Genomic DNA, 25,633 nt, shown 5'->3' on the forward strand with positions numbered 1-25,633 from the left:
CCGTCGTGGGAGGATGCGGTGGTGGCAGGGGGCGATGTGAGATCGCGGTCCACGGACAAGCCTTTCGTTGCTGCCGGACACAGCCCGACGCGGGTCCGGACCCCTCCATACTATGCCCGCGTTCCAGCCGCGGGTTTCGCCCCGAGCCGGCGTACGATCATCCTCATGCCAGCCGAGCAGACCACCACCGCCGTGGACGCGACCCTCGCCCGATTCACCACGATCGGCCCGGCCGACCACAAGGCGCGGACGGACGTCGTCACCGACTGGAAGCAGCTGGTCGGCGACGACCCGGATGCCCTGCGGGTGCTGTACGAGCACTACTTCGCCACCGTGCACCGGTTGCTGGGACACACAGACGCAGCGGGCGGCCTGGATGGGGTGGCCGGCCACGTGTTCGTCTGCACCTTCGCCTCCGGCCGGTACCTCGACCGGGCCCGCCCACTCGCCTGGCAGTTGCTGATGGCCGGTGACGCCGAGCACCGGGCGATGCTGGCCGAGGCGATGGCCCGGCCCGATGAGGTCGTCACCGAGCAGCACCTGCGCACCGAGTCAGGACGCTGGGGCGACATCCCGACCTCGATGCTGGAGCTCTACTACTGGCACGCCCCCTTTGGGGCGGAGACCGACGCGGTGCAGGCCGACATCACACACCTGCTCCCCGACCTGTTCAGCACCTTTCCCGAGCAGGACAGCCGCGTCCTGGTGGGCCTGCTCGGCGAACACCCCGATCTGGTCGAGGTCGCCGCCCGGATCATCGGCCACCACCTGCAGTTGGATCAAGCACGTGGTGAGGGGCTGCTGAAGGTCCTGGCCCTCGACATGCTGGGGCGGCACGCACGCCGGTCCGACCCACTGCACCGGCACGCCACCGACATCCTCGCCAGCGTGCTGGACGGAATCGATGCCTGGCCGGACGAGACGGTGACGCGGTTCGTCCGACGCTTCGTCGACTACCCGCTCGGCCTTCTCCCGAAGGCATCCGACGATACCGACGAGGTGGCCGACAAGCGCCGCCGCGCCGTGCAGCAGGTCGCCGTGTCGGCCGCGAACCGCAAGGCGTTGACCTTGATCAACAAGCGGCTGCCGAAGGCCCACCGGGAGCCGGTGACAGCGTTGCTGGACGAGGCCACCGAGTACAAGAAGCGGCCGAAGGTGTTCCCGATCCCGGGGCCGAAGGAGAACCGGTTCGCCGACCTCGGGCTGAAACTGCTGGTGATCGAGGAACTCATGTACCGGCAGGGAATCCTCGAGCCGAAGTTCGACGTACGCGACTTCGCCCGCGAGTACGACAAGCGCGAGATCTCGGTGGAGGATGACGGCTACAAGCCGATCCCGGAGGTGCAGCGCTACTTCAAGCACCTGCCGATCCCCGACGAGCTGCTCGCCAAGGTCGAACGACTGCACCAGTCCAGCGGCCTCGACGGTGGTGCGGAGTTCATGCGACAGCTGCACCCGTTCTGGGACCCGGGGATGGGTGACGAGGCGATCAAGGTCACCAACAAGGCTGTCGACGACCTGGCCCTGCTGCCCAACCTGACCTTGATCTCCGGCCTCGAGAACAGCCGCCCCAGCAAGAAACTACTGACCGCCCTCGCCGACCACGGCATCAAGCTGGTGGACGAGGAGTCCGCCTGACGGCCCCCTCCTGCACGGTCAGTTCGGGCGTACGGTCAGCGGCCCTTGACGGCACGTACGGCGCGGTCGATCACCTCGTCCAGCACGACCGGCGAGGTCGCGAAATTGATCCGGACGAACTGTTCGCCGCCGCTGCCGAACGAGGCGCCCTGTGAGAAGGCGACCTTGCCCTTCGTACGGAAGAAGGCACTCGGGTCGGCCACTCCGAGGGCACTGCAGTCAACCCAGGCGAGGTAGGTCGCCTGACCGGGGACCGACGTCAGCTGCGGTAGCTCGGCGGCAAGTCGATCATGGAGGTGGACCCGGTTGCCCTCGATCTCGCGGCACACCTGGTCGAGCCACTCGCGCCCCTGGGACAGTGCCGTGCGGTGGGCGACCAGGCCGAAGTACGAGGCGCTGTGGGTGACCTCATCGGTCAGGGTGCGCAGGAGTTCCCCGGTCTGCGGGGTGCCGAATGCCAGCGCCGCCTTGAGCCCGGCAAGGTTCCATGCCTTGGACGCCGAGGTGACCGTGATCGAACGCCCCTCCGGGTCGACGGTCAGCCAAGGCACGAACGTGTCGGCCGGTGTGACCAGCGGTGAGTGGATCTCGTCGGACACCACGGCGACGCCGTGGGCGTTCGCGAGCTCGGCGACGGTGGCCAGTTCCTCCCGGGTGTGCACGGTGCCGGTCGGGTTGTGCGGGTTGCACAGCAGGTACGCGGTCGGCTTGGGCCCGTCGGCACCGGCGAAGGCGCGCTCCATGGCTGCCAGGTCGAGCCGCCAGTCGGCGCCGAGCGGCACTTCGAGGATCTCGCGGTCGACCCACGGCAGGTATCCGTAGAAGCAGTTGTAGACGGGGTTGTTGATCACCACGTGGTCACCCGGCGCGGTCAGCAGCTCGAGGCTCCGGGCCACCCCCTGCATCACGTCGGGCATCACGACCGAATCGCGCAGCGTCGGCCGCCAGCCCCACCGCCAGTGGGCGAAGTCGGCGAACGCCTCGTCGCAGCCGACGGCGCCGAGTGGGTAGCCCGTGTCACCGCTGCTCATGGCGTCGACGATCACCTGCTGCACGGCCCGGGGCGGCCGGACGTCCATCTCGGCGACCCAGGCCGGCAGCACGTCCGGACCGTAGGTCGTCCACTTCAGGCTGGTCCGCTGTTGCAGTTCGGTCGGGTCGATGTCGAAGATCGGTGCGCTCACCGACCCAAGGCTAGCGCCGGCCCAACCTCGCCGATCCGCCTCCAGTGGGTCGAAACGCGCTCAACGGCCTGATTCGGGCGGCTGGAGGCGGATCCGCGGGCTTTGACGAATTCGGACCAGGCCCATGATCAGGTCAGTCACCTCGTCGGCGTGGTTCACCAGCTGGCGCCAGGTCACGCGGATCACGTGCCATCGGGCGGCCGCGAGCTGAAGGTCACGCCACCGGTCGTTCTCGAACGCGGCGCGCGATGAATGGAATTCCCACCCGTCGAACTCGATCACCGTGCGGGACGGTCGGTGAACCACGTCCACCGTGGCCCTGAACTCACCATGGGTCAGGGTCACGTTGGTGGCCCAGTGAGTCAGTCCGGCTCGGCGGAGCAGCTGATGGCCGGCCCGTTCGGTCGGCGACCACGGCAGATCCCGCGAGTCACGCAGGACAGATCTGCGCAAGGCATTGCCGGGTCGATTCGGGGTCAGCGCCAGGGCGTGATGAAGCGCCTCCAACGGGATACCGCGCCGCAGCGCTTCGTCGACGGCGACCGACCCCAGCGTGGGCAGGAGATCGAGCGTGGTCAGGCTCGCGCAGGTCCGGTGAATGGTGCCGGAGGTGACGATCAGTTCCGGAGGGACCGATCCTCGGAGCCAGGTGAACCCGGAAGGGCAGACGCGAGTGCCACCGGATCGATAGGCGGCGACGACGTCGGGGCTCACCTTCCATCCGATCAGATGAGCCGCCCCGGCGCCCGCCACGACCGCATCCGGGTCGACCAGTCGCAACGCTGTCAGTCTGGTCTCGATGGCAGTTGCCGCAGCAGCCAGGGCATAGGCGCCCGGCAGTACCCGTCGCACCTCACGGCGTCGGGCCATGCCCTGGAGAACATGGGCAAGCTCTGGATCCCGGCCCGCGTGGATCACCTTCTGGTGCGCCAGCAGCTCCAGCACCTGGGCCCTGCGTCGACTGATTCTCGTCATGTGGAGACAGTGGGACGCCGTCTCGGCCATGTTTCCTGCGGCAGCTTCGCCTGTGGAGGATGCTGCCCGACCCGTCAGGTGATGTGGACAACCTCGCCAGATCCGCCCGCCGTGCGTCAATCGGGTTGCCCAACGCCGATTTGCGGCACTGGCGGCGGGATTCCGAGGTATCCACGGCGACGTGTGGCCTCGGGACGCAGAACGACCCCGGCACCGTGTGGTGCCGAGGTCGTCCCGTCAAGCGGTTCAACTGCCGATCGGTCGGATCGACGAAGCGGAGGTCAGTGCGAGTGCCCAGCCTCGGCCTCGTCCTCCTTCTTCTCCACCACCAAGGTCTCGGTGGTGAGCAGCAGGGAAGCGATCGACGCGGCGTTCGACAGCGCCGACCGGGTCACCTTGACCGGGTCGAGCACGCCGGCGCCGAGCAGGTCACCGTACTCACCGGTGGCGGCGTTGTAGCCCTCCCCCGGCTTCATCTCGGCGACCTTCGAGGCCACCACGTAACCCGGCTCGCCACCGTTCTCGGCGATCCAGCGCAGCGGCTCCACGACGGCCTTCTTGACGATCTGGACGCCGGCGAGTTCGTCGCCGGTCAGGCCCAGTCCGTCCTTCAGCACGACAGCGGCGTGGACCAGGGCGGATCCGCCGCCGGCCACGATGCCCTCTTCGATCGCGGCGCGCGTCGCGGAGACGGCGTCCTCGATGCGGTGCTTCTTCTCCTTGAGCTCCACCTCGGTGGCGGCGCCGACCTTGATCACGCAGACGCCACCGGCCAGCTTGGCCAGTCGCTCCTGCAGCTTCTCGCGGTCCCAGTCGGAGTCGGTCCGGTTGATCTCGCCCTGGATCTGGGCGACACGGCCGGACACGGCCTCGGAGTCACCGGCGCCGTCGACGATCGTGGTGTCGTCCTTGGTGACGACGACACGACGTGCGCGACCCAACGAGTCGAGCCCGATCTGGTCGAGCTTGAGACCGACGTCGGCCGAGATCACCGTGGCACCGGTCAGGGTGGCGATGTCCTCGAGCATGGCCTTGCGACGGTCACCAAAGGCCGGGGCCTTGGTGGCGACCGAGGTGAAGATGCCGCGGATCTTGTTGACCACCAGGGTGGACAGCGCCTCCCCGTCGACGTCCTCGGCCACGATGAACAGCGTCCCGGAGGCGCCGATGACCTTCTCCAGCACGGGGAGCAGGTCGTTCATCGAGCTGATCTTGCCGGAGTGCACGAGGATGTACGGGTCCTCCAGGACCGCTTCCATCCGCTCCGAGTCGGTCACGAAGTACGGCGACAGGTAACCCTTGTCGTACTGCATGCCCTCGGTGAACTCGAGCTCGGTGCCGAAGGTCTGCGACTCGTCAACGGTGATGACACCGTCCTTGCCGACCTTGTCGAACGCCTCGGCGATCAGCGAACCGATCTCCTCGTCGCGCGCGGAGATGGTGGCAACGTGCGCCATGTCCTGGGTGGTGTCGACCTCCCGGGCGTTGCTGCGCAGCTGCTCCTCCACCGCCTCCACGGCCTTGTCGATGCCACGCTTCAGGCCGACCGGGTTGACCCCGGCAGCCACGGCGCGCAGGCCTTCGTGGACGAGCGCCTGGGCCAGCACCGTTGCGGTGGTGGTCCCGTCACCGGCCACGTCGTTGGTCTTGGTGGCCACCTCCTTGGCCAGCTGGGCCCCGAGGTTCTCGTACGGGTCCTCGAGCTCGACCTCACGGGCGACGGTCACGCCGTCGTTGGTGATGGTCGGGGCGCCCCACTGCTTGTCGAGCACCACGTAGCGGCCCTTCGGGCCGAGGGTGACCTTCACGGTGTTGGCGAGGATGTCGACACCGCGCTCCAGGGAGCGACGGGCCTCCTCGTCGAACTGAAGGATCTTTGCCATGGATTCAGTTCCTTACTTGGAGACGACGGCGAGGATGTCGCGCGCGTTGAGCAGGAGCAGGTCCTTGCCGTCGTACTTGACCTCGGTGCCGCCGTACTTGGAGAAGATGACGGTGTCGCCCTCGGCGACGTCCATGGGCACGCGAGCGCCCTTGTCGTCGACGCGGCCCGGGCCGATGGACAGGACCTTGCCCTCCTGCGGCTTCTCCTGGGCGGTGTCGGGAATCACCAGGCCGGAAGCAGTCGTCTGCTCGGCCTCGAGCGGCTCAACGAGGACGCGGTCCTCGAGCGGCTTGATCGTGACAGCCACGTTCAAACCCCTTTCATCAGTGTCAGGTTTCGGTTCGTTGTCGTGGCCGGGGCGTCGTCGCGGGTGCCGTCCCTGCCATTGGCACACTCATGGGGAGAGTGCCAACTCCGAATCTATGCGGCCGCTAGCACTCGGTCAAGCCGAGTGCCAACGATTCCGGTAGGCGGCCGCAACCGTCGACGCGATGGCACGACGCCCTGGCGTCCCGGTTGTCCACAGGCGGGCCGCTGACCAGGCTGTGTCAGCCCCGATGCAGCGCTTGGATCGAGGCCGTGAGCGGGGAGGCGGACTACGATGACTGGCATGGGATCCGAGGTGCTCGGTCTGCCACATGGGGGCCGCTGACGCGAGCCGACTTGGCATCGATGCCCGATGACGGGCACCGATACGAACTCGTGGACGGGTCGCTCATCGTGACACCCGCGCCACGGGTCGAGCGAGAGCTGGTGGCTGCACCGTTGCTGGCGGTGGAGGTGCTCTCGCCGTCCACCCGAGGGGTCGACCGGGTCTTGAAGAAGGACCGTCTGGAGCGCTCGGGCTGTGCCCACTACTGGGGCTGTGCCCACTACTGGGCGATCGACCCCGAGAAGCCGTCGATCACCGCGTGGACGTTGACAGGCGGCACGTACCTGCAGACCGAGCATGCGGAAGGCCAAGCTGTCTTCACGACGACCGAGCCCGTCGTCGTACGTCTGGCGCCGTCCGACCTCATCGATTGACCTGCGCCCAAGGGCTTCACTCGCAGCCAAGGGCACTATCGTCAGCGGTAAGCCATCCGCTGCGGCCCGACAGGTGCGTCTGTGACAAGCCTCTACCCGAGCGGGAAGTCACTCATGCTTCCTGGGGTTCGTCGTGCCGTTGTTTCGCGGATCCGTTGCCCATCTCAGGCAACGGATCGACGCAGGGTCGTTGGTGCCCGTGTTGACTGAGCAGTACCGCCATGCCTTTGGCCGGTCGGCGCCGCCGGGCGAGATCCGATCGTGGGAACGCAGCCTCACCGTGCTGGCTGCCGACATCACCGAGGCCGGCCTGGACAGGGTCGAGGTGCTGATCGAGTATCGGCTGCCGTTGACGAGCAAACGAGCCGACGTCGTGTTGTGCGGGGTCCACCCGAGCACGGGCGAACCGTCGTACCTGGTGGTCGAGTTGAAGCAGTGGAGCAGGGCCCACGTCCTCGACGGGACCGACGACGTCTGCGTACTCGAAGGTGTGGGCGCGCGGCTCCACCCGGCGGAGCAGGTGCGCCGATACTGCCTGCACATGGCCGACTTCGTCGCTGCCCTGGCCGACTCCCGCGATGCCATCGCCGGAGTTGCCTACCTGCACAACGCCACCAACCTCGACGTCGACTCGCTCCGCGGCCTCCCTGAAGACCCGTACGGCCGGCTGTTCACAGGTGAGGAACGCGGCAAGTTCCTTGACTACCTGAAGTCCCGGCTGGACGCCGCACCCGGTGCTGACGCCGCCGACGTACTCCTCGGCTCAGCCGCCCGACCGAGCAAGCAGCTCCTGGCCCTGGCCGCCGACGAGGTCCAGCGCCGTGAGCAGTTCGTCCTGCTCGACGAACAGCAGACGGCCTACTCCTTGGTCATGCGAGCGGTGGACGAAGCCTATCGCGCCAACTCCAAGGAGGTCATCATCGTCACCGGCGGACCCGGGTCGGGCAAGAGTGTCATCGCACTCTCCCTCCTCGGTGAGCTGTCACGACGTGGCCGTACGGCCCTGCACGCGACCGGGTCGAGCGCATTCACCCAGACCTTGCGTCGGGTGGCCGGGGCCCGCGCGCCACGGGTGCGAGGCATGTTCAGGTACTTCAACCAGTTCGGCGCCCTCGAGAAGAACAGCCTTGACGTGTTGATCTGCGACGAGGCACACCGGATCCGCGAGACGTCGGCGAACCGCTACACCAGGGCCGAGCTGCGGACCGGGCGGCCTCAGGTCGCCGAACTGATCGACGCCGCGCGGGTACCGGTCTTCCTGCTCGACGAGCACCAGGTCGTCCGACCGGGCGAGATCGGCAGCATCCGCGAGATCCGTGAGGCAGCCGAGGACGCTGGTCTGTCGGTACGGCTGGTCGAGCTCGACGGCCAGTTCCGCTGCGGTGGTAGCCGGGCGTACGAGGAGTGGGTGCGGCGCCTCCTCGGCCTCGAGCCCGGCGGACCGGTCCCGTGGGAGGGCGACGACGGATTCACCTTGGTGGCCGTCGACGGCCCGTCCCGCATGGAAATGATGCTGCGCCGACGCCTCGACACCGGCTACGGCGCTCGGATGGCGGCCGGCTACTGCTGGTCGTGGAGCGATCCGATCCCGGGCGGGGGCCTGAAGGCCGACGTACGGATTGGCGATTGGAGCCGCCCGTGGAACAACAAGAAGGACACCTCACACGGCGGCGCTCCCGGGACTCCCTACTGGGCAAGCGATCCAGCAGGATTCGGCCAGGTCGGCTGTGTCTACACCGCACAGGGGTTCGAGTACGACTACGCCGGCGTCATCATGGGTCCGGACCTGGTCTGGCGGAACGATCACTGGGAGGCACGGCCCAGCGACAGCAAGGACTCCCAGGTGAAGCGGGGCACGCCCGAGGAGTTCGACCGCGCGGTACGCAACACGTACAAGGTGTTGCTCACCCGCGGCATGCGCGGCACCGCGATCTTCTCCACCGACGCCGAGACCCAAGAACTGCTGACCTCGTTGATCCCGGCGCGCGACGACGTGACAGGTTGAGCTGCTATCGCCCTCAGTCCGACATCGCCCCTGCAGGAAGTTGATTCGATCATTTCGGTTCCGCTGAGGTGTATCAACAGGCTGTGGTGGCTCACGGGGTGTGCTTTAGCGTGAAGTCCTGCGAGGCGAATTGCTCGCCAGCCTGCGGTTCCTCCGGCTCCGGGCTGGCCTGCTCGCCGAGGTGGTCAGCCGCATCGTCCAGCGGCTCGAAGCCGATCGCGCGGCCGGGCTCGAGCGACCAGACCCGGTTGGTGTTGGCCGAGACGCCGTAGCAGAGGGCGAAGTCGGCGTCGGTGGTCATCGCGGCTTCGAAGGCTCGCCAGGCGTCACCGTGACTGAGCCAGGTGGCACCCTCCCGGTCGGAGCTCGGGTGCTCGGAGAACGATCCGATGCGCAGAATGATCACCGACAGCCCGAACTTGTCGGCGTACATCCGGGCGACCGCCTCGGCCGCAGCCTTGCTGGCGCCGTACAGGCCGTCGGGCCGGACAGTGCTGGTGTCGTCGAGCTCCTCAGCTGTCGGGTGCAGGCCGGTGACGTGGTTGCTCGACGCGTACACCAGTCGGCGGGCACCGCCGCGGCGCATCCCCTCCAGGACGTGGTAGGTGCCCAAGGCGTTGACCCGCAAGAGTTCGTCGTACGGCGCCTCGCTCGGAATTCCGGCCAGGTGGATCACTCCGTCCACATCGGCGCAGATCCCTGCCACCGTGTCGATCGAAGCCGGATCGCCGAGGTCGCAGGCCAGACCGACCTCGTCTTCTCGGAGGTCTGTCGGGGCCTCGACGTCGGCGAGGACCAGACCAGCAACCCTGCCTCGCAGGTGCTCCCACAGGCCGCTGCCGATCGTGCCGTTGGCCCCGGTGATCAGCCACCGGGTCGCGCCGAGGTCAGCCATGGCCACACAGTAGCCGTCTCGACGTCGGCAACCTCAGTGGGCCGCCTCACACGACTCGACTGGGCACCTCGAGGCGACGGACGACGAGCACGCGGGCACCTTCGAGCGACGGGGTAATCACAATGGTCGCACTCCCGGATCCCTTCAGGTGCAGGCGTTTCCGCAGGGTTGCCGGATCGACCTCGATGCCGCGCTTCTTGATCTCCAGGGTGCCGATCTCGTGGTCACGTACCCACGCCCGGAGGACCTTTTCCTTCCAGGGAAAGGATTCCACCATCTCGAAGCCGACGCCGTACGGGGTGTCGGGTGGTTCGTCGGTGGTCAGGTAGGCGATCTGCGGATCGAGTCGGTGAGCGGCCAGCCGTACCGCCAGGGTGTCGACGGCACCGGCGCGGATCACCGCGCCATCCGGCTCGACCAGGAACCGGGCGAGCGGGCCGACTGCCGCCGGCTCCGGTCCGACGACGATCTCGTCACCGCCGGGGAGCAGCAGGGCGGCCCGACGATCCCCCGACTCCCCCACCCACTCCTGCGTGCCGTCCGGCGACCAGACCGAGGCCTCGACCACGTCGCCGGCGACCGACAGCCAGGTGGTGTCGGTGCCGGCCGGGACCAACTCGTACGGCAGCCCCGGCCCGAACTTGAGGCAGCCGACCCGCCCCGGCAGCAGGCCGGTGACGAAGTCGTACGGGGGCCGAAAGGCATCCACCCGCCAGGTCCGACCCCGCTCGGTCCTTCGCGCCGGATCACAGAACACCCCGACCCCGGGGCCCAGCAGATCGGCGGCCAGCTCGACCGCGTCGCCGACCAAGACCTCCACCCCGTACGGGGACAGGTTGGCCCGGGCGATCCCGGCGGTCGCCGGGTCGAGCTCGACCGCGACCACCTCCAACCCGGCTCGGGCCATGGCCAGCGCGTCGGCGCCGATCCCACAGCCCAGGTCGACCACCCGGGTGACGCCGCGCTCGGCGAACCGGGCCGCCCGCCACTGCGACACCACCGGCCGGCTGGCCTGCTCCAGCCCGTCCGCGGTCAGGAACAGGTCGTCGGCGACCTCACCGAACTTCGTCCGGGCCCGGCGGCGCAGCGCCACCTGCTGCAGCGCCGCCGCAGCGAGCTCGGGATCGTGGTCGCGTCGCAGTCGGGTGGCCGCAGCCAACGAGTCCACGTCGGGCTGCGCGGCCGCAGTCGCGAGTGCCGCCGCCCCTTCGTCGCCGACCAGTCGGCGTACCACCGCAGGATCCACGGCTCAGCTCCAGCCGGCGAGCCGGAGTGCGGCGTCGGTCAGCGAGACCCGGTCGAGGTCGGCGACCTCGTCGCGGGTGAACCAACCGGCATCGTCGGTGCTGCCGTCGGTCTCGACCTCGAAGCGGCCGCCGACGATGTGGGCGCGGTGGATGATCTGCAGGAAGTGGTACGGCCGACCGTTGCCGAGCCAGTTGTCGGCGGCCGACCGGTGCAGGCTGTTGAAGCCCAACAGCTCGTCGAGCTCGGCGACGTACCCGGTCTCCTCGGTCACCTCACGCAGTGCCGTCTCCGGCACCTGCTCGCCGGGCTCCATGCCGCCGCCGGGCAGGGTCCAGCCGGCTGCCGCTCTGGGGTGGCCACTGCGGAAGTGCGTCAGCAGCACCTTGTCGTCCTGCACGATCCAGACGTAGCTGCCGACCCTCGTGTCCATCTCCACAGGGTGACCGTACCGGCGAGGGTGTCGAGGAGCTCAAGGGGCGTAATGGGACTGATCCACAATCCCAATGTGCTTAGCAATGGTATTTACTTGAGCTAAGGACTAGGGTTGACACACGTGACTGACCTCCGTACCGACGCCGGCCTGGCGTCCGCGCTGCGACCGGTGGTGTTGCGGCTCGCCCGCCGGCTGCGCCAGATGCGATCCGACGACCACGGCCTCAGCCCGTCGCAGCTGCAGCCGCTCGGCTGGCTCTACCGCGAGGGGCCGATGGTGATCGGCGAACTCGCCGCCCGGGAGCACATCCGACCGCCGTCGATGACCCGTACCGTGAACGCCCTCGAAGCAGCCGGGCTGGTCAGCCGGGAGGTCCAGCCGACGGATCGTCGCCAGTGCATGGTCAGCCTGACCGAGGCGGGCCACGAGATGGTGACCGCCGACCGGCGTCGTCGCGACGCCTGGCTGGCCAAGCGAATGGCCGAGCTCAGCGCCGAGGAACGCGCCATCCTCCGCAAGGCCGTCCCGATCCTGGAGAAGGTGAACCACTAGGTGCGCATGTTCGCGGCGCTGCAGGAGCGCAACTACCGGCTGTACTTCTCCGGATCAATCCTGTCCAACATCGGCACCTGGATGCAGCGGGTCGCCCAGGACTGGCTGGTGCTCGAGTTGTCCGGCGGCTCGGCACTCGCGGTCGGCATCACCACCGCACTGCAGTTCCTGCCGACCCTGGTGCTGGCCGGTGTCACCGGGCTGGCGGCCGACCGCTTCGACAAGCGCACCGTGCTGCGCGTCACCCAGGCCTGGATGGCCGCCAGCGCCATCGTGCTCGGCGTGTTGGCGATGACCGGGGCGGCCCAGACCTGGCACGTCTTCGCCATCGCACTCGTCTTCGGTGTCGGCAGCGCCTTCGACATCCCGGCCCGACAGTCGTTCGTCCCCGAGGTGGTCGGCCCGGCGAAGCTGCCGAACGCGATCGCGCTCAACTCGGCCGCGTTCAACACCGCCCGGCTGATCGGCCCGGCGGTCGCCGGCCTGGTGATCGCCAACTTCGGCTCCGGTGTGGCGATCCTGTCCAACGGGATCAGCTACGTCGCCTTCATCCTCGCGCTGTCGATGTTCGACTCGTCCAAGCTGCAACGCTCCGTACGGGTGAAGCGCGGCAAGCGTCAGATCCGTGAAGCCCTGAGCTACGTCCGACATCGCCGCGACATCCTGTTGATCCTTGGCGTGACGTTCTTCATCGGCACGTTCGGCCTGAACTTCCAGATGACGTCGGCGCTGATGGCGACCGAGATCTATGGCAAGGGTGCCGAGGAGTACGGCATCCTCGGCACGATCATGGCGATCGGTTCACTGACCGGTGCCCTGGTGGGCGCTCGCCGCAAGGAGTCGCCGCGGCTGCGGTTCTTCCTGGTGATGGCGGTGGCGTTCGGCGTGATGACCGTCGTCTCCGGTGTGATGCCCACCTACGTCACGTACGCGATCACGCTGCCGTTCGTCGGCGTGTGCTCGATGCTGGCGATGAACGCGGCCAACACGATCGTCCAGCTGAGCGTCGACCCGCAGCTCCGTGGCCGGGTGATGGCGTTGTACGTGCTGGTGATGATGGGCGGGACGCCGATCGGTGCCCCGCTGCTGGGGGTGTTCGGCCAGCTGCTGAACGCCCGGTTCATGTTGATCATCGGCGGCGGTGTGGTGGTCGTCGGCACGCTGGTGGTGATGGTGCTGCTCGCCCACCGGCAGGGCATCATGATCAGTACCGAGCTGTCGCCGTACCTGCACTGGCGCCCCGGACGGAACGGCGAGGTCGCGGCGGCGACCGCCGCCGAGGAGCCGGCCGAGATCACGGTCCCGGACGAGGGCAGTGATCACACCGACCCGACCAAGGAGTTCCCGAGCTACCCGCCTGCCTCAGCCGACCCGCACCCGCGACACCGGGAGGGACGAGGTGGCACCGAAGTCCGGTGAGGACGGCGGCTGACCGGCGGTCACCACGGCCGCACCCAGCGCGGCGATCATCGCCCCGTTGTCGGTGCACAGCCCCGGCCGCGGGATCCGGACGGTGACCCCCGCCGCGGGTGCACGTTCGGCCAGCAGCGAGCGGAGTCGCGAGTTCGCCGCGACGCCACCGCCGACCAGCAGGTGATCGACGCCGTACGTGGTGCAGGCGTCGAGCGCCTTGGTCACCAGCACGTCACAGACCGCCTCCTGGAAGCTGGCGGCGACGTCACCCAGCTCGTACGGTGTCTGCTCGGCCTCGGCGGTCTCCACCCAGCGGGCCACCGCGGTCTTCAGCCCGGAGAACGAGAAGTTGTGGCGATGCTTCGCCTGGTCCTTGCGGGCGGTGAGGCCGCGCGGGAACGCGATGGCGCGTGGGTCTCCGGTGGCGGCCTTGTCGATGACCGGCCCGCCGGGGTAGCTGAGCCCCAGCACGCGAGCGACCTTGTCGTACGCCTCGCCGGCGGCGTCGTCGATGGTGGTGCCGATCTCGACGATGTCGCCGGCGATGTCGTTGACCAGCAACAGCGAGGTGTGTCCGCCGGAGACGAGCAGCGCCAGGAACGGGGTGGGCAGTTCGCCGTGGTCGAGCAGGTCGACCGCGACGTGCCCGGCCAGGTGGTTGAGCCCGTACAGCGGCTTGTCCCACGCGTACGCGCAGGCCTTCGCCGCGGCGACCCCGACGGCCAGCGCCCCCATCAGTCCCGGCCCGGCGGTCACCGCGACGGCGTCCAGCTCGGCCGGTTCGATCCCGGCGGTGTCCAGCGCCCGCTGCAGCGTGGGCACCATCGCCTCCAGGTGGGCCCGGCTCGCGACCTCGGGGACCACCCCGCCGAACCGGACGTGCAGCTCGACCGAGCTGGCGACCTCGTTGGCGAGCAGCTCGCGGCCGCGGACGATGCCGACGCCGGTCTCGTCGCAGGAGGACTCGATGCCCAACACCAGTGGTCCGCTCACGACGCCTGCCCCGCCCCACGCGCAGCCTCGGCCGCCAGCTCGTACCGTTTCATGATCAACGCGTGGCTCCCGGGTCCGTAGTAGTCGTCACGGGTGGTCAACTGCTCGAAGCCGGCGCGGCCGTAGCAGGCGATCGCCGCGTCGTTGTCGTACCGCACCTCCAACATCATCCAACGTGCCCCGTCGGCGGCCGCGAGCCCGACCGCGGCGTCGATCAACTCGCCGGCGATGCCGCGCCGCCGCTGGTCCGCGGCGACGACGACCCGCAGCAGGTCGGACTCGGGCACCAGCACCTGCACGGTGATCACCCCGACGATACGAGCGTCCGTCACCTGATCACCGAGCTCATGATCATCGGCCATCTGATCACTGGCCACCTGATCACCGGTCTCGGCGACGACGACCCGGCGGTCGTCGCCGGTCAGCTCGGCCGTCCATGCCGCGGCCGCCCACTGCTCGGCGGGGTCGAAACCGGCCCGTTCGAGTTCCATGATCGACTCGAGGTCGGCAAGCGTCGCCCGGCGAACCGTCCGACCGACGAGCACGTCGTTGTTGATCATGACCGGCCTCGCGGGGTCAGGCCCGGCAGCACCCGCGGACCGGTCGGCAGCGCAGACTTCCGGTTGGTCGACACGGCCGCGTCGGGTCGCCGCAGGTAGAGCGGTTCGGTGCCGGCCGACGGCAGCTGCAGCCCGACCGCGGCCATCACCCCCGGGTCGAGCTGGGTCGGCCCGCCGGCGGCCACCCGGTCGCCGAGCACGTCGCCGTACAGGCTGGTGCCGGGGCCGATGATCGGCAGGTCGGGCAGCGCAGCCGGCTCGGTGACGTACGGTCCGCCCACCCGCTCGGTGCCGACGTACCGCGCCCAGTACAGCTCCTTGCGGCGGGCGTCGGCGCACACCACGAACTCGCCGCTGCCGCTCCCCGTTCCGCCGGTCGCGTCGGGGCCCACCCACTGGGCGGCGAGCACGTCGAGGCTGCAGATGCCGTGCACCTCGATCCCCGAGACCGCCGCCAGCGTCCAGCCGGTGACGATGCCGACCCGCAGGCCGGTGAACGGGCCCGGGCCGAGCCCGACCACCACCGCGTCGACGTCGGCCAGGCCGACACCGGCGGCCGACAGCGCAGCCGCCACCGTCGGGGTCAGTTGTTCCACGTGGGCACGGCTGTCGGCGACCACCTCGCTCGCCACCACCTGCCCGGCGTGGGCCACCCCGGCACACACCAGCCCGGAGGTGTCGACGGCGAGCACCACCTGATCGGGCATCATCGGGTCGGTCATCGCGCCTCCCGCAGGTCGGTCAGGTCGACGTCGGCCCAGCGCGGTCCGACACCGCGGACCAGCACCAGCCGGCTGTCGTCGGCGGCGGTGAGGATGTCGACCTCCAGCCACGAGTCGACCAGGCCTTCGGCGGCACCGCGACCCCACTCGACCACGGTCACCGCCTCTCCGAGCGAGGTGTCGAGGTCGAGGTCCTCCAGCTCGGCGAGCCCGGCCAGCCGGTAGGCGTCGACGTGCACCAGGGTCGGCCCGCCGGTCAGCGACGGATGCACCCGTGACAGCACGAAGGTCGGGGAGATGATCGCCTCCCCGACGCCCAGCCCGGCACCGATGCCCTGGGTCAGCGTGGTCTTGCCGGCGCCGAGTGCACCGCTGGCGACGACCAGGTCACCGGCCGCCAGACGTCCGGCCAACCGGCCGCCGAGGGCGTGCATGTCGGCGACCGTCGGCGCCCAGCAGGCGACCGCGAGCTGCTTGACCAGCCGTAGGTTGTGCGGCGCCTCGTCCGGCCGGTCGACCAGCTCGTAGCCGCGCCCCTGCCAGAACCGCAACAGCGAGCCGATCTCGCGGCGGGCGACCAGCTCGGCGCTGCGACAGCCCTGCGCCGCGGCGTACTCCTCGGTGGCCGCGACCAGGCTGGAGCCGATGCCGTGGTTCCAGAAGTCGGGGTGCACACTGACCCGACGCCACCCGGCCACCCCGGGCGCATGCTCGGCGACCAGGATCACCCCGGCGATCCGACCGCCGATCTCGGCGACGACACCACCGCCGGCGCCCAGCGCCGCCCGGACGGTGGCCGCGGTCTCGGCATCGGCGGTCGACGGCGGATCCAGCGGCGGCCGGGCACCGAACGCGGCGTGGATGACCTCGACGATCGCCTCGGCGTCGGCCGGCTCGGCCACCCGCAGCGAGGGCTCCTCGGCCGGTGCTGTGGCACCGGGTGAGGGCGCGGGAGACGGATTTGGCACGGGCCAACTCTACGCAGTCCCACGACGCCCCGCCGAGCCAGCGCCGTACACCCCGTTCACCGGCGGGAACGGCACACCCGGACGCGGGGGCGGGGCACGATGACCGCCGGGCCACGGACAGGTGAACGGACGGGTCCAACGTCGGCGTTTCGTCACCATGTGTTGCCCGACACGTTCCGCTGCCGCACCCGATCGGCAAGGCGCCCTCGACACAGTCGAACCGTGCGAATCGCCGTGGTCACCGAAACGTTCCTGCCACAGGTCAACGGGGTCACCCATTCCATCCTCCGGGTCCTCGAACACCTCCAGTCCGAGGGCCACGAAGCCCTCGTCATCGCGCCGTCCGCCGGGGGCGAGGTGCCCCGCGAGTACGCCGGGGCCCGCGTCATCGGCCTGCCGTCGGTCTCGCTGCCCGGCTACGCCGGCTTCCGGGTCGCCACCTCCGGCCAGTTCCGGCTGGAGAAGATCCTGACCGACCACGCCCCCGACGTGGTGCACCTGGCCGCCCCGTTCGCGCTCGGCTACAAGGCCAGCCAGGTCGGCCACCGGCTCGGACTGCCGATGGTCTCGATCTACCAGACCGAGGTGCCCACGTACGCCAGCCGGTACGGGGTGCCGCAGTTCGAACCGGTGCTGTGGCGCCGGGTCCGCAACGTCCACAACCTCGCCACCCGGACGCTCGCACCCTCGTCCTTCGCCGCCGGTCAGCTCGCCGAGCAGGGCGTGGAGCGGGTGCAGCTGTGGGGCCGCGGGGTCGACTCCGAACGGTTCCACCCCGACAAGTACGACCCGCAGTGGCGGGCCCGGATGGCGCCGAACGGCGAGAAGATCATCGTGTACGTGGGCCGGCTCGCCGCCGAGAAGCAGGTCGACGACCTGCACGTGCTGACCGACCTGCCCAACACCAAGCTGGTGATCATCGGCGACGGGCCCAAGCGGGCCGAGCTCGAGGAGTTCCTGCCGCACGCGGTGTTCCTCGGCCAGCAGACCGGCGACGCCGTACCGACCGCGATGGCCAGTGCCGACCTGTTCGTGCACACCGGTGAGCTGGAGACCTTCTGCCAGTCGATCCAGGAAGCCCTGGCCAGCGGTACCCCGGTCGTCGCGCCGGCCCGCGGTGGCCCGCTCGACCTGGTCGACCCGTCGCACACCGGCTGGCTCTACCCGCCCGGTGACCTGGCGGCGATGCGTGGCCACGTCCGCGACCTGCTCGGTGACGACTTCAAGCGGAAGGCGTTCGGTCTCAAGGGCCGCGCCGCCGTGGAGCACCGCACCTGGCCGTACCTGTGCAGCGTGCTGATGCAGCACTACCGCGAGGTCATCGCCGAGGTCGGCGAACGCGCCCCGGTGCCGGCCTGGCCGTGGAGCCTGTTCGCCTGACCCCGACCGCGTACCGAAACGCGGCGATTTCGGCGCGATCGCCGCGTCGGCCGGGCATGGCCCGGAAATCAGCGCGGTTGCGTCAGGATCGGTGGCATGCCCCCGCCCCGACCGCCCTGCTGAACTCCAGCCCGACGAGCCCGCGCTCGTGCCGACTGCCCCAGGAGCCACCCCGTGAAGCCGATCGTCCCCGCCGCCGTCATCACCTGCAGCCTCGGGCTTGCCGCGTTTGCCGTTCGCTACCGCTCGGAGGTGCGGCGGCTGTGGCGACAGGTCCCGAGCCACCGCGAGTACTGGGAGGCCAGGAACGCCGACGGCGAGTTCAGCTACCTCAGCCTGGGCGACTCCTCGGCACAGGGCATAGGGGTCGACGATCCCGGTGAGGGCTACGTGTCGGTGCTTGCCGATCGCCTCGCCGAGCGCGAGGGCCGGGCGGTCGCGGTCCGCAACCTGAGCGTCAGCGGCGCGACCGTGGGATCCCTGCTGGCCAAGCAGATCCCGCAGCTGGAGGGACTGCCCCAGCCGGACGTCTGCACCCTGTTCATCGGCGGCAACGACATGATCAAGCGCAGCTTCGACGCGAACCGCTTCCGGGACAGGTTCGACCAGGTGCTGTCCGCCATGCCGCCCGGGACCTTCGTGGGAGAGTTGCCGACCTTCGGCCACTGGCCGTTCGAGCCTCGGGTGCGCACCGCCAACCAGATCATCGCCGACCTCGTGCCGAAGCACGGCCACCACCTGGTGCCGTTGTACGCGACGAGTCGCGCCCAGTGGCCGTTCCGGATGTTCCACCACGTCAACGGGGACTGGTTCCACCCCAACCAGCTCGGCTACCAGCTGTGGGCCGACACGTACTGGCGCACCATGATCGACGTCCTCGGTGCCTCGGAGGCACGCGTCGCCGGGTGAGCGTACCGAAACGCGGCGATTTCAGCTGGATCGCCGCGTCAGCAGGCCATCACCCCGAAATCGCCGCGTTTGCGTCAAGGACCGGCGTGCTCAGCGACGGAGCTCGGCGAGATCGACCCAGCGGCGCTCCACCCGTCCCTGCTCCGCGGCGAACCCGGCCAGGTGCCCGTTCACCGAGTCGGCCAGCGCGGTGGTCGACAACGACGGCGCCTCGCCCCGCAGCACGGCCAGGAAGTCGGCGACCAATCGCAGGTCGCCACCGCCGTGGCCCAGGCCTGCGTACCCCTCTGCGTCGGGCGGCGCGGTGGTCGAGATCGTCTCGGTGGTGAACTGCTCGTCCCGCGAGCCGAAGCGACCGACGGTGAAGGTCTCCGACACCAGCGACCCCTTGATCTCACCCCGCGTGCCGACGATGTGGATCGTCCGGTCGCCCTGGGCGCTGTTGGCGGTGAGCGTCAGGTTGCCGGTGGTGCCGTTGTCGAACTCGACGCTGACCACCTGGTGGTCGGTCACGTCGTTGTCGCACCGCCAGACGCAGCGTCCCATCGGGTTGTCGCCGGCCAACGAGGCCAACTTCTCGTCGTGGGTCGGCTGCCGGCCGAGGTGCTCCAGCGACTCCCACGCGTACCACCCGTGCAGGTTCAGGTCGAGGTAGATCCGCTTGGCCGAGTAGGCACAGGTCTCCTCGATCGCACAGTCCCCGACACAGCGCGAGCCCGACCCGGCCGGCGCCTTGGCCTCGGTGAAGTGGCGCAGTGACCCCATGCTCGTCGCGCTCACCGGCACCCCGGGGGCGGCGAACCACGCCATCAGGTCCATGTCGTGGCACGACTTCGCCATCAGGAACGACGACCCGCACGCCTCCTCGCTGCGCCACCGGCCGCGGACGAATCCGGTCGCGAAGTGGTCGTACGAGACCGCCTCGCACAGGTCCACGGTGAGCACGTCACCGATCTCGCCGTCGGCGATCAGCTGCTTGATCGTGGCGTAGAACGGCGCATGCCGCAGCACGTGGCAGACCACCACGGTGCGGCCCAGCTCGTCGGCCCGGTGCTGCAGCTGCAACATGCTGTCCGGATCGAGCGCGATCGGCTTCTCCAGCAGCAGGTCGTAGCCACGGTCGAGCAGTTCCAACGACGTCGACACGTGCAGCGCGTCCATCGTCCCGTTGATCGCGGCCCGCGCAAGCGGCTCCGCCGGCAGGTCGGTGACGTAGTCGTACTGCCGGTCCTCCGCGACACCGAACCGTTCGGCCGCCGCGGCCCGACGGATCGGGTCGGGGTCGACCACCGCGACGACGCGGAGCTGCTCGGGGTGCTGCTCGCCGTACGCGGCGTACCCGACCGTCCGGTGTCCCAGCCCGACGAGGACGACCTCGACGGGCTCTCCCACCGCGTTGCTGTTGATGTCCCGGGTGGCTACCTGCGTGGTCATCCGTCGTCCACTCCTCGTCGTGTCGGCCCTGCCTCGGCGGCTCGATGGGCCCGTTGCCCGCTGCTGTCTGCCTGCTCGCTACCGGGCCGATGGCAGGTGACGGCGAGTGCGCTCCACCATGGCCCCGAGCAAGTCGTTGACCTCACCATGGTGCTCGATGATCCCCATGTGCTGGCACTTGTCCAGCACCAGGCTCTCCGCGCCCGGCAGCAGCTCGAGGATGCGGTACGTGTGCTGGATCGGGGTCACCGTGTCCTGGATGCCGCCCTGGATCGCCAGCTCCACCCGCGACAGCACCGGCATCGAGGCCTCCTCGTCCACCTCGGCGAACCCGGGGTAGTAGTCCTCGATCACCGACAGCGGGATGTCGCCCAACATGGTCGCCATGAACTCGACGTAGGAGTTGGGGATGTCGTCACGTCCGAACGCCAGCCGCTTGGTGGCCACGAAGCCGACGTCCGAGCCCGCCTTCCGGGCCCCTTCGACCAGCTGCGGGATCCGGTTCAGGGTCGTCAGCAGGCTCGGCACCAGCATCGTGAACGTCCGGCCCGGGATCGCCGGCAGGATCGAGTGCTCGGTCAGGTCACCGGCCGACACCGAGCAGAACCCGACCCCGACGACCCGTTCGCCGAACCACTCCGGGTGGTCCCGGGCGAGGTGCATGATCGCCATGCCACCCATCGAGTGGCCGATCAGCACGACCGGCCCGTCGCCGACGACCTCCTCCATCACCTGCGCCAGATCCTTGGCCAGTTGGGGAATCCGGCAGTATTCGGGGGCCGACCGACCCGAGCGACCGTGCGACCGCTGGTCGTACAGCACGACCCGCGCCTTGTCCCGGAAGTACTTGCGCTGGAAGTGCCAGCAGTCCATCGACAACGCGTACCCGTGCACCAGCACCACCGTCAGGTCGTCCGGCGCGTCGCGGGCCAGGTCGTCGACCTCAACGTGCAGGGACACCCCGTCGGGGGTGATCAGCTCGGGGCCCGGTCCGCGCAACGAGAAGAACGGTTCGGTGTCCTCGGGGCGCCGGCGCCGCAACCCGCGGGCCACCAGTCGCCGTTCCAGCTCGAACCCGGCCGCCACCCCGCCGGCGGTCAACGCCAACGCACCGGCGACCAACCCGACCGTGCGTCCCACCAGTCCGGGTGAGGGCCTGTCCGGGCCGGACGGCCCTCGCCGTGGGGTCGGCGTCCTGGGACCCGCCATCAGTCGCCTCCTGTCGGTCGTGGTTGCAGCTGTCGGGTGACCCGGGGGCCGACCCGGGTGACGATCTCGTAGCCGATGGTGTCGCACACCCGGCCCAACTCGTCGGCACTCGGGCCGCCGGCACCGAAGATGATCACCTCGTCACCCACCCGGTCGGTCGCCCCCGGCCCGAGGTCGACCAGGCACTGGTCCATGCACACCACCCCGACCAGCGGCACCCGGCGGCCGTTGACCACCACCTCGGCCCGATTGCCGGCGACCCGCGGCAGCCCGTCGGCGTACCCCAACGGCACCAGCCCCAGCACGGTGTCCCGCTCGGCGGTCCAGGTGTGGCCGTACGAGACCCCCTCACCGGCCGCGCAGGGCTTCACCGACACCAGCTGGGCGCGGACCGTCATCACCGGCTGCAGCACCACCTGGGCCCGGGCCGCGACACCCGGTGCCGGGTCGACCCCGTACGCGGCGATGCCGACCCGGACCAGGTCCAGCCGGGATGCCGGCACCCCGAGCGCGCCGGCCGAGTTGGCGGCGTGCACCAGCTGCGGTTGCAGGCCTGCCTCCCGGGCGATGCGCACACCATGATCAAGTTCGGTCAGCTGCGCGGCGACGGACGGGTGGTCCGGCTCCTCGGCGACGGCCAGGTGGGTCCACACCCCGACGCAGCTGACCGCGCCGGCACCGACCGCCTCCCGTGTGGCGGCACACAGCTGGCCGAAGGCGTCGGGTGGGCAGCCGTTGCGGTGCAGTCCGGTGTCGATCTTGAGGTGGACGCGGGCGGTCGCACCGACCAGCTCGGCCGCCGCGACGATCCGGGCCAACTCGGCCAGCGACGAGACACCAAGATCAACATCGGCGGCCACCGCACGTGTCAGGTCGACAGCCGGCCCGTACAACCAGCACAGCAACCGACCACGGTCGCCGGAATCCCTGAGCAGCAACGCCTCCTCGGAGGTCGCGACGCCGAGCCAGCTGACACCGGCCTGACGCGCGGCGAGCGCCATCGGCACCATCCCGTGGCCGTACCCGTCGGCCTTCACCACGACCATCAACTCCGCCGGCGCGGACACCGCCCGAAGTTGATCAAGGTTCGCCGCGAACGCGGCCAGGTCAACCACGGCCGAGGCCGTCGTCGGATCGGTCATCGCTCGAACCGCAGGGTCACCAACTGGAAGGGCCGCAGCTCGAGGTCCACCCCACCGCGGCGCAGCGCCACCGTCGGTGCCGGCAGCGCCGGCCCATCGTAGTCGGCCCGCCCGATCGGGCTGGCACCGTCGCCGCGGCCACCGATCGGACGCTCGAGCAGGTCGGTCACCACGACGTCCTTGGCGGCGAACCCCAGGTCGAGTCGGCCTCGGCTACGGGCACCGGTCGCCTGGTGCAGCCGCACCACCACGTCACCGGACCTGTCGTCGGCCAACTTGACCGCCGACACGATGATGTCGGGGCAGTCGACCGACACCAGTGGCTCGACCTCGGCGCCACTGCCGGCCACGGTCCGCGCCGGCAGGTTGATGGCGTACCCCTCCTGCGCGGCCCGTGCGGTGTCGCAGCCGACCACGAGGGCGTACCGCAGCACGTGGCGGCCCTGATCGGCTTCGGGGTCGGGGTACCGCGGCGCCCGCAACAGTGAGAGTCGGGCCTCGGTGGCGACCCCCTTGCGACCCGAGGACCCTTGTGGGGTACGGATCCGGCGTACGTCGTGGCCGTAGGTGGCATCGTTCACCAGTGCGACCCCGTAGTCCGCCTCGGCCAGGTGGAGGTAGCGGTGGGCGCAGATCTCGAACTTCGCCGCGTCCCAGCTGGTGTTCTCGTGGGTCGGCCGCAGCACGTGCCCGAACTGCGTCTCCGCGGCACTGTGCTCGGCCTGCAGGTCGAGCTGGAAGCCCGCCTTGAGGAAGGTGTGCCGTTCGTGCCAGTCGACGTCGACGGCGAAGTCGACCCGGTCGGCCGCCGGGGCGAGGGTGATCGTCTGCACCACCGTCGACTCGCCGAACTTCCGGGTCACCGCGACTCCCCCGTCGACCTGCTCGACGTGGGACACCTCGGTGAGGTCGGTGACGGTGTTGCGGTAGTACGAGTCGACGTCCCACGCGTCGTAGGTGACCGGGTTGTCGGGGTGCAGCTGCAACAGGTTGCTCGGCCCGCTCAGCACCTCCCGGTCGAACTCGTCGGCGGCGGTCCGGTGGTCGACGATCGAGGTGACCAGACCGCGGTTGTTGATCTTGACCGTGACCAGTCCGTTGGCCAGCGTCCAGCCACGACCGTGCCGGCTCACCTTCACCCGGCCGAGGTCACGTTCGGGTGCCGCCCCCATCGCCGGGACCGTCGCGCATTCGCCGATGCCGGCATTGAAGCTGATCTTGGTGTCACCCTCGCCGGCCAGCCCGGTGACGGCCTCGTCGATGATCTCGTCGAGTTCGCTGGTGATCTCGGCGTAGGCCTCTTCGGCCTCCCGGTGCACCCAGTGGATCGAGCTGCCGGGCAGGATGTCGTGGAACTGGTGCAGCAGCACCCGCTTCCACAGCCGATCCAGCGCGTCGTACGGGTAGGCCGCGCCGTCACGGACCGCCGCGGTGGCCGCCCACAGCTCGGCCTCGCGCAGCTTGGACTCGCTGCGCCGGTTGCCCTGCTTGGTGCGTGCCTGGGAGGTGTAGGTGCCGCGGTGCATCTCCAGGTAGAGCTCACCACGCCAGGTCTGCGCGGTGTCGCCGTACGCCTCGTCGGTGGTGGTGAAGAAGTCGTCAGGCCGACCGACCGTCACGGTCGGGCTGCCCTCGAGGTCGGTGGTCCGACGGATCCGCTCCATCATCTCGCGGGTCGGCCCGCCGCCACCGTCGCCGAACCCGAACGGGAGCAGGGATCGGTTGCCGTCGACCTTGTCGCGGTTGGTGCGTGCCGCGTGGGCCAGCTCGGTGCCACGAATGTCGGAGTTGTAGGTGTCGGCGGGCGGGAAGTGGGTGAGCACCCGGGTGCCGTCGAGCCCTTCCCACCAGAACGTGTGGTGCGGGAACAGGTTGACCCGGTTCCACGAGATCTTCTGCGTCAGGAAGTACGTGGTCGCCGACTGCGCGACGATCTGCGGCAGCCCGGCGGCGTACCCGAACGAGTCCGGCAGCCACACCTCGTCGGTCTCGATGCCGTACTCCTCGAGGAAGAACCGCTTGCCGTGCACGAACTGGCGGGCCATCGCCTCGCCACCGACCATGTTGGTGTCCGACTCGACCCACATGCCGCCGACCGGCACGATCACCTTGTCGGCGACCGCCTTCTTGAGCCGCCGCCACACCTTCGGGTGGTGCTCCTTCAACCAGGCGTGCTGCTGGGCCGACGAGAACGCGAACACCAGTTCGGGGTAGTCGTCGGCCAGGCTGATCACGTTGCTGACCGTCCGGGCGACCTTGCGGACGGTCTCGCGCAGCGGCCACAACCAGGCCGAGTCGATGTGGGCGTGCCCGACCGCGGTGATCCGGTGGGCCGACGCGGTCGCCGGGGCGGCGAGCACGCCGGCCAGCGACTTGCGGGCGGCCGGTACGTCACCGATGTCGAACGCGTCGAGGGCGTGGCCGACGGCGGCGGTCAGCTGCCAGCGCCGCGCCCCGTCGGTCGGCAGTTCGTGGAGCAGCTCACCGGCGACCTCCAGGTCGCGGATCAGCCCGAACACGTCGGTGTCGAGCTCCAGCACCGCCACCTCACCGAGGGTGTACAGCGGCTCGTCGCCGGCGGTGTCCCAGTCGCCCAGTTGGGTGGGAGTGTGTCCGGAGATCACCTGCGGGTTGGCCGCGGCCTCGATGTAGTAGTCGATCTTGATCTGCCCGTCGCGGAGCGGCAGGTGGTGGTTGTGCGGGTGCAGCCCCTTGACCGGGGTGCCGTCGGGCAGGTGCACCAGGCCCTCACAGGTGAAGCCCGGCCCGCCCAGGAAACCGAGGTCGACGACCAGCTCCAGGCTGCGGCCCTTGAACTGCCGCGGCGGTACGGATCCGGTGACGTGGAGCCAGCTGGTCGACCAGGCCCGACCCCACGCCGTCCCGGGCTCGATCGGTTCGTACGACTGCGCGATCGCCTCGGTGGCCGGGACCGGCTCCCCCGGTGCGTGCCACACCTCGAGCTCCAGCTCGACACCGGTGGGGCGGTACAACGCGGCCGGCAGTCGGACCTCCAGCGCACGGCTGAGGCGGTCCTCGGTCTGCTTGCGATCGTCGTGCAT

The 25,633-nt window shown here is 69.7% G+C and carries 22 protein-coding genes; 7 read left to right on the forward strand and 15 right to left on the reverse strand.

All coding sequences use genetic code 11. The annotated features are described in order from the left end of the window. Positions 1-165: 165 nt before the first annotated feature. Entirely contained in the window at positions 166-1,638 is a 1,473-nt protein-coding gene (locus ACQBAU_RS14770; RefSeq protein WP_465256057.1) for a DUF6892 domain-containing protein, read from the forward strand. Positions 1,639-1,673: 35 nt separating this feature from the next. On the opposite strand, the gene ACQBAU_RS14775 is transcribed toward ACQBAU_RS14770, so the two are convergent. The 4 genes from ACQBAU_RS14775 to groES all read right to left on the reverse strand — a co-directional run bounded on the left by ACQBAU_RS14775 (position 1,674) and on the right by groES (position 5,989). Next, positions 1,674-2,822 carry a MalY/PatB family protein gene (locus ACQBAU_RS14775; RefSeq protein ID WP_465256058.1) on the reverse strand — a complete coding sequence of 383 codons (1,149 nt, stop codon included), beginning with the start codon at positions 2,820-2,822 and terminating at the stop codon, positions 1,674-1,676. Positions 2,823-2,882: 60 nt separating this feature from the next. Further along, positions 2,883-3,767 (reverse strand): endonuclease domain-containing protein, encoded by an 885-nt coding sequence (locus ACQBAU_RS14780; RefSeq protein WP_465256059.1) that lies wholly within the window; start codon positions 3,765-3,767, stop codon positions 2,883-2,885. Between the two features lie 311 nt (positions 3,768-4,078). Continuing rightward, complete coding sequence (gene groL / locus ACQBAU_RS14785) at positions 4,079-5,680, reverse strand: chaperonin GroEL (RefSeq protein ID WP_465256060.1); 1,602 nt, start codon at positions 5,678-5,680, stop codon at positions 4,079-4,081. A gap of 12 nt (positions 5,681-5,692) precedes the next feature. Then, a complete protein-coding gene (groES, locus tag ACQBAU_RS14790; protein ID WP_434548280.1) occupies positions 5,693-5,989 on the reverse strand; it encodes a co-chaperone GroES in 297 nt (98 codons plus the stop codon). A gap of 446 nt (positions 5,990-6,435) precedes the next feature. Here groES and ACQBAU_RS14795 point away from each other — a divergent pair, with 446 nt between their 5' ends. Beyond that, the gene (locus ACQBAU_RS14795) at positions 6,436-6,708 is read left to right on the forward strand and encodes a Uma2 family endonuclease (protein ID WP_465256062.1); all 273 of its coding nucleotides are present in this window, start codon (positions 6,436-6,438) and stop codon (positions 6,706-6,708) included. A gap of 199 nt (positions 6,709-6,907) precedes the next feature. Further along, on the forward strand, positions 6,908-8,713 hold the full coding sequence (locus tag ACQBAU_RS14800) for a DNA/RNA helicase domain-containing protein (RefSeq protein WP_465256138.1): 1,806 nt from the start codon (positions 6,908-6,910) through the stop codon (positions 8,711-8,713). Positions 8,714-8,804: 91 nt separating this feature from the next. Here the strand turns inward: ACQBAU_RS14800 and ACQBAU_RS14805 are convergent, their stop codons facing one another. Genes ACQBAU_RS14805 through ACQBAU_RS14815 form a run of 3 tightly spaced genes read right to left on the reverse strand, consistent with a single transcriptional unit; the run spans position 8,805 to position 11,286 of the window. After that, complete coding sequence (locus ACQBAU_RS14805) at positions 8,805-9,608, reverse strand: NAD-dependent epimerase/dehydratase family protein (RefSeq protein WP_465256063.1); 804 nt, start codon at positions 9,606-9,608, stop codon at positions 8,805-8,807. Between the two features lie 46 nt (positions 9,609-9,654). Continuing rightward, positions 9,655-10,854 carry a class I SAM-dependent methyltransferase gene (locus ACQBAU_RS14810; protein ID WP_465256064.1) on the reverse strand — a complete coding sequence of 400 codons (1,200 nt, stop codon included), beginning with the start codon at positions 10,852-10,854 and terminating at the stop codon, positions 9,655-9,657. A 3-nt stretch (positions 10,855-10,857) separates the two neighbouring features. Continuing rightward, on the reverse strand, positions 10,858-11,286 hold the full coding sequence (locus ACQBAU_RS14815) for an NUDIX hydrolase (RefSeq protein WP_465256065.1): 429 nt from the start codon (positions 11,284-11,286) through the stop codon (positions 10,858-10,860). A 123-nt stretch (positions 11,287-11,409) separates the two neighbouring features. On the opposite strand from ACQBAU_RS14815, the gene ACQBAU_RS14820 reads away from it, so the two are divergent. Together ACQBAU_RS14820 and ACQBAU_RS14825 are read left to right on the forward strand one after the other, a co-directional pair. Beyond that, complete coding sequence (locus ACQBAU_RS14820) at positions 11,410-11,841, forward strand: MarR family winged helix-turn-helix transcriptional regulator (protein ID WP_465256066.1); 432 nt, start codon at positions 11,410-11,412, stop codon at positions 11,839-11,841. A gap of 6 nt (positions 11,842-11,847) precedes the next feature. Beyond that, on the forward strand, positions 11,848-13,260 hold the full coding sequence (locus ACQBAU_RS14825; protein ID WP_465256139.1) for an MFS transporter: 1,413 nt from the start codon (positions 11,848-11,850) through the stop codon (positions 13,258-13,260). Here the strand turns inward: ACQBAU_RS14825 and tsaD are convergent. From tsaD to tsaE, 4 genes are read right to left on the reverse strand one after another with little or no spacing between them, the layout of a single operon-like run. Next, positions 13,204-14,247 carry a tRNA (adenosine(37)-N6)-threonylcarbamoyltransferase complex transferase subunit TsaD gene (gene tsaD, locus ACQBAU_RS14830; protein WP_465256067.1) on the reverse strand — a complete coding sequence of 348 codons (1,044 nt, stop codon included), beginning with the start codon at positions 14,245-14,247 and terminating at the stop codon, positions 13,204-13,206. The two genes, ACQBAU_RS14825 and tsaD, sit on opposite strands and share 57 nt — an antisense overlap. Beyond that, positions 14,244-14,807 carry a GNAT family N-acetyltransferase gene (locus ACQBAU_RS14835; RefSeq protein ID WP_465256068.1) on the reverse strand — a complete coding sequence of 188 codons (564 nt, stop codon included), beginning with the start codon at positions 14,805-14,807 and terminating at the stop codon, positions 14,244-14,246. Before ACQBAU_RS14835 ends, tsaD begins: the two co-directional genes overlap by 4 nt. Continuing rightward, entirely contained in the window at positions 14,804-15,529 is a 726-nt protein-coding gene (tsaB, locus tag ACQBAU_RS14840) for a tRNA (adenosine(37)-N6)-threonylcarbamoyltransferase complex dimerization subunit type 1 TsaB (protein ID WP_465256069.1), read from the reverse strand. The genes ACQBAU_RS14835 and tsaB overlap by 4 nt, the downstream gene beginning before the upstream one ends. Beyond that, complete coding sequence (tsaE, locus tag ACQBAU_RS14845) at positions 15,526-16,497, reverse strand: tRNA (adenosine(37)-N6)-threonylcarbamoyltransferase complex ATPase subunit type 1 TsaE (RefSeq protein ID WP_434548270.1); 972 nt, start codon at positions 16,495-16,497, stop codon at positions 15,526-15,528. The genes tsaB and tsaE overlap by 4 nt, the downstream gene beginning before the upstream one ends. A 222-nt stretch (positions 16,498-16,719) precedes the next feature. Between tsaE and ACQBAU_RS14850 the strand changes: the two genes are divergently transcribed. Next, positions 16,720-17,877, forward strand: coding sequence for a glycosyltransferase family 4 protein (locus ACQBAU_RS14850; protein WP_465256070.1), 1,158 nt, complete (start codon positions 16,720-16,722; stop codon positions 17,875-17,877). Positions 17,878-18,051: 174 nt separating this feature from the next. Beyond that, a complete protein-coding gene (locus tag ACQBAU_RS14855; protein ID WP_465256071.1) occupies positions 18,052-18,786 on the forward strand; it encodes an SGNH/GDSL hydrolase family protein in 735 nt (244 codons plus the stop codon). 90 nt (positions 18,787-18,876) lie between these two features. Here the strand turns inward: ACQBAU_RS14855 and ACQBAU_RS14860 are convergent, their stop codons facing one another. The 4 genes from ACQBAU_RS14860 to ACQBAU_RS14875 form a co-directional block, all read right to left on the reverse strand. Next, the gene (locus ACQBAU_RS14860; RefSeq protein ID WP_434548267.1) at positions 18,877-20,220 is read right to left on the reverse strand and encodes a Gfo/Idh/MocA family protein; all 1,344 of its coding nucleotides are present in this window, start codon (positions 20,218-20,220) and stop codon (positions 18,877-18,879) included. Positions 20,221-20,298: 78 nt separating this feature from the next. After that, entirely contained in the window at positions 20,299-21,429 is a 1,131-nt protein-coding gene (locus tag ACQBAU_RS14865; protein WP_465256072.1) for an alpha/beta fold hydrolase, read from the reverse strand. Further along, positions 21,429-22,571, reverse strand: coding sequence for an alanine racemase (alr, locus tag ACQBAU_RS14870; RefSeq protein WP_434548265.1), 1,143 nt, complete (start codon positions 22,569-22,571; stop codon positions 21,429-21,431). Before alr ends, ACQBAU_RS14865 begins: the two co-directional genes overlap by 1 nt. Then, positions 22,568-25,633 carry an alpha-mannosidase gene (locus ACQBAU_RS14875; RefSeq protein ID WP_465256073.1) on the reverse strand — a complete coding sequence of 1,022 codons (3,066 nt, stop codon included), beginning with the start codon at positions 25,631-25,633 and terminating at the stop codon, positions 22,568-22,570. Before ACQBAU_RS14875 ends, alr begins: the two co-directional genes overlap by 4 nt.

This window comes from Carbonicoccus niuqiaonis (assembly GCF_050157065.1).
Taxonomy (GTDB): Bacteria; Actinomycetota; Actinomycetes; order Propionibacteriales; family Propionibacteriaceae; genus Avipropionibacterium.

Coding starts and splice junctions, on each gene's coding strand:
- ACQBAU_RS14770 (WP_465256057.1), top strand. CDS start 166: ATGCCAGCCGAGCAGACCACCACCGCCGTGGACGCGACCCTCGCCCGA.
- groL (WP_465256060.1), bottom strand. CDS start 5,680: ATGGCAAAGATCCTTCAGTTCGACGAGGAGGCCCGTCGCTCCCTGGAG.
- ACQBAU_RS14805 (WP_465256063.1), bottom strand. CDS start 9,608: ATGGCTGACCTCGGCGCGACCCGGTGGCTGATCACCGGGGCCAACGGC.
- ACQBAU_RS14815 (WP_465256065.1), bottom strand. CDS start 11,286: ATGGACACGAGGGTCGGCAGCTACGTCTGGATCGTGCAGGACGACAAG.
- ACQBAU_RS14825 (WP_465256139.1), top strand. CDS start 11,848: ATGTTCGCGGCGCTGCAGGAGCGCAACTACCGGCTGTACTTCTCCGGA.
- ACQBAU_RS14835 (WP_465256068.1), bottom strand. CDS start 14,807: ATGATCAACAACGACGTGCTCGTCGGTCGGACGGTTCGCCGGGCGACG.
- tsaB (WP_465256069.1), bottom strand. CDS start 15,529: ATGACCGACCCGATGATGCCCGATCAGGTGGTGCTCGCCGTCGACACC.
- ACQBAU_RS14860 (WP_434548267.1), bottom strand. CDS start 20,220: ATGACCACGCAGGTAGCCACCCGGGACATCAACAGCAACGCGGTGGGA.
- ACQBAU_RS14865 (WP_465256072.1), bottom strand. CDS start 21,429: ATGGCGGGTCCCAGGACGCCGACCCCACGGCGAGGGCCGTCCGGCCCG.
- alr (WP_434548265.1), bottom strand. CDS start 22,571: ATGACCGATCCGACGACGGCCTCGGCCGTGGTTGACCTGGCCGCGTTC.
- ACQBAU_RS14875 (WP_465256073.1), bottom strand. CDS start 25,633: ATGCACGACGATCGCAAGCAGACCGAGGACCGCCTCAGCCGTGCGCTG.